Below are 2,906 nucleotides of genomic sequence, written 5' to 3'. Positions count from 1 at the left end.
TCCGGCACCACCCGCTGGAACAACTCCCACAACTCGTCCGGCACCAGCCGCTCAACGATCCCTACCATGATCCAACAGCTTACAGCCAAATGAGATGGCTTCTTAGTGAGCTCTTCCGATCGTGACCGGTGTGGTGACGTGGAGGCTGTAACGACACGAAGCCCCTTGCCGTTGCAGAGGTGTCAACCAACCTGCGGAGCAAGGAGCTTCGTGGTCACTTATCGTGCCACCCTCGACCTGCCCGGCGACCTCGTTTCCTGGCTGGAGAACCTCATCGCCACCCGAAGGAGCGAACTGGGCGTCTCCTGGCGCAAGCTGACATCCTACGACCAGGCGGTCATGGTCCTGGTTCACCAGGCTCGGCGTTCACTTCGGCGTCAGCACCGACACCGCCTGGCGCTACGTCAACGAAGGTATCGATGTCCTGTCCGCGCACACCCGCCCTCGCCGATGCGATGGAGGCGGCAGGCCCACGGCGGCGCCTGCTGCTGGACGTACACTGATCCGTGCCTGGCGCTGCGCGGCTCCGGCCACCGAGGCCAACGACGACCTGCTCTACAGCGGCAAGCACCACGACCACGGCGTCAACGTCCAGGCCCTGGCCAAGGCAGAGAGCGATCTGGCCTGCCTGGGCCAGGCACGGCCGGGATCGGTCAACGACCTGCCCGCCGCCCGCGCGGACGGCATCATCACCAGACTGCTCCATGCCCTCCTCGCGCTGATCCAGAAACGGACATCACTCGCCAGGGCGTAGATCGGAAATGTTCATTGCGCTGCCGACGATTTCAGCTGCCATTTGAATACGATCGGGTGATATCGGGCTCGCTCGCCTGACGGTGGCCGTTCGGCTCGTGCAGCCCTGTGGGGGTGTGGCTGATGCGAGCATGACGAGGCCGGAGTTCTGTCGAAGGGCTTCCGGCCGACCAAGGCTCAGCACAGTGCAAGTCGTCCGACCGAAGAGCGGATTGGATCTTGGCCTGCTGGTGCACGGCGGGGTGAATGAGCGCTCTCGGCGCTGGGCAGGGCGCTTCCGGCTGAGCTCCCGACTTGTTGCGGGCCATGAGTAAAGGATTTCAGCGGGGAGCTCATAAACCTAGCCTATGGAGTCATAGAGGGAAAGGGAGTAGCGGAGGGGATGTTGCGGGCAACAGGATGGTTTCCTTTCCAGCCCACTCGGTACACCGCTCAGAAGGCATGCCCTCCATGAACAGCTCATCCTTCGGCCGACTCGGAATTCCCCGCTTGATGCCCATCCCCGTGGAGGGTCCCGACCTCGACCGCGGGTCGGTCCTGCACAATCTTGTCGGCGAGTACATGCATCGCACGCCCGAAAGTGCTGCCGCCCATCGTCGGGCGACTGCGGTAATGCCCGGCGGTGAGACACGCTGCATCACCTACTACGCGCCCTACCCTCTGTCCGTCGCCAAGGGGCTCGGAGCGGAACTGACCGACATCGACGGGCACCGGTACATCGACCTGGTCAACAACTACACGACGCTGGTCCATGGCAACGCCTATGCGCCGGCGGCCGCAGCCGCGGCCCAGGCACTCGTCGACGGAGCTGTTTTCCCCAGTACCCACCGGTCCCAGGTCCATCTCGCCGAACTCTTGGTGAAACGTGTGGAATCCGTGGAGCAGGTGCGGTTCACCAACTCGGGGACAGAAGCATCGCTGCTTGCGGCGCGGCTGGTCCGGTACGCCACCGGCCGCACCCGACTGTTGGTGTTCGACGGTGGTTACCACGGCAGTGTGCCGCTGGGAGGTACGAACGACGTCGTGACCGTGCCCTACAACGATCTCGATGCTGTACGCGAGGCGCTTTGTGCTGGCGACATCGCCGCCGTGTTCGCCGAGCCATTCTTGGGCGCCGGTGGCGTCGTACCCGGCAGGCCCGGTTTCTTGTCCGAAGTGGCCGGCCTGGCCCGGTCGAACGGGGCCTTGTTCGTGCTGGACGAGGTCCAGTCGCTGCGCAACAGTGTCGGCGGTGAGCAGGGTCGGCTGGGCCTGCACCCCGATCTGACCCTGATGGGCAAGATCATCGGTGGGGGCATGCCGCTCGGGGCCGTGGGCGGAACGACCCGACTGATGAAACTGACCGCTGCTGACCGAAGCGGCTTCCTCCGCCATTCCGGTACGTTTAACGGGCATCTGAGCGCGGCGGCCGCTGGAGCGGCAACGCTCAACCACCTGGACTCCGGGGTCATCGACGTCCTCAATGTGAAGGCGGAGTTCCTGGCGAACACCATCGGCAATATCGCTTCCGATGCAGGACTGCCGATGGCGGTGACACGCGCAGGGTCCATCCTTCAGGTGCACACCACGGCAACTGAGGTGCCCACGACCGCGGAGCACGTGCGAGGCACCGCGGGCCCGCTGCAGGACGCTCTTCATCTCGCCTTGCTCCTCGAAGGGGTCTACACCACCCCCCGAGGTATGATCAACCTCTCTACCGCACTCACCACCGACCACCTCACGTCCGTGCTGGCCGCCTATACCCGCGCGTTCCAGCTCCTGGCCCACGACCTGCGGAACGCGGCGTGAGGCGATCGGTCTCTCTGGCTGCTCCGACCGCAACCGGCTCCAGATAGAGAGGAATGGCCTGGACGTCATCGCAGAGCGCGAGCGCAAAGGGCCCTGCGTCAGATGCTCCGGCCATGCTTCGCTGTCAACGTCTCGGTTCTCGGGCTGCGTTACGGAGCGTTCGCCCTTGGATTCGGCATGTCGCTCCCACAGGACCTGATCATGGGTGCGATCGGGTCGTGTTCTCCTTTACCTCCTGAGGAGTGGTCTTCGTTGGCCGGTACGGTGAGCGTGGATTCGCACTGGCCATGGTGCTCAGCCGCGCAGCGTAGGGGCTTCCCCCTGAAAGCTGAACACGGCTTATGCGGCTTGTGTCAGGGTAGGTG

The 2,906-nt window shown here is 64.4% G+C and carries 2 protein-coding genes; both read left to right on the top strand.

What is annotated here, in order from left to right; genetic code table 11:
* The first annotated feature begins 415 nt into the window (after window positions 1–415).
* A complete protein-coding gene (locus tag I5Q34_RS36210; protein ID WP_199896146.1) occupies window positions 416–754 on the top strand; it encodes a transposase family protein in 339 nt (112 codons plus the stop codon).
* A gap of 449 nt (window positions 755–1,203) precedes the next feature.
* Window positions 1,204–2,541, top strand: coding sequence for an aspartate aminotransferase family protein (locus I5Q34_RS32785; RefSeq protein WP_199896145.1), 1,338 nt, complete (start codon window positions 1,204–1,206; stop codon window positions 2,539–2,541).
* Window positions 2,542–2,906: the final 365 nt, after the last annotated feature.

Source organism: Streptomyces sp. AV19 (assembly GCF_015999245.1).
Lineage (GTDB): Bacteria > Actinomycetota > Actinomycetes > Streptomycetales > Streptomycetaceae > Streptomyces.
The sequence above is the reverse complement of the archived record's forward strand: the minus strand, read 5'-3'. Positions and strand labels throughout refer to the sequence as shown.

Excerpts from the sequence above, each read along its gene's own strand:
- I5Q34_RS32785 (WP_199896145.1), top strand. The coding sequence starts at position 1,204 with ATGAACAGCTCATCCTTCGGCCGACTCGGAATTCCCCGCTTGATGCCC.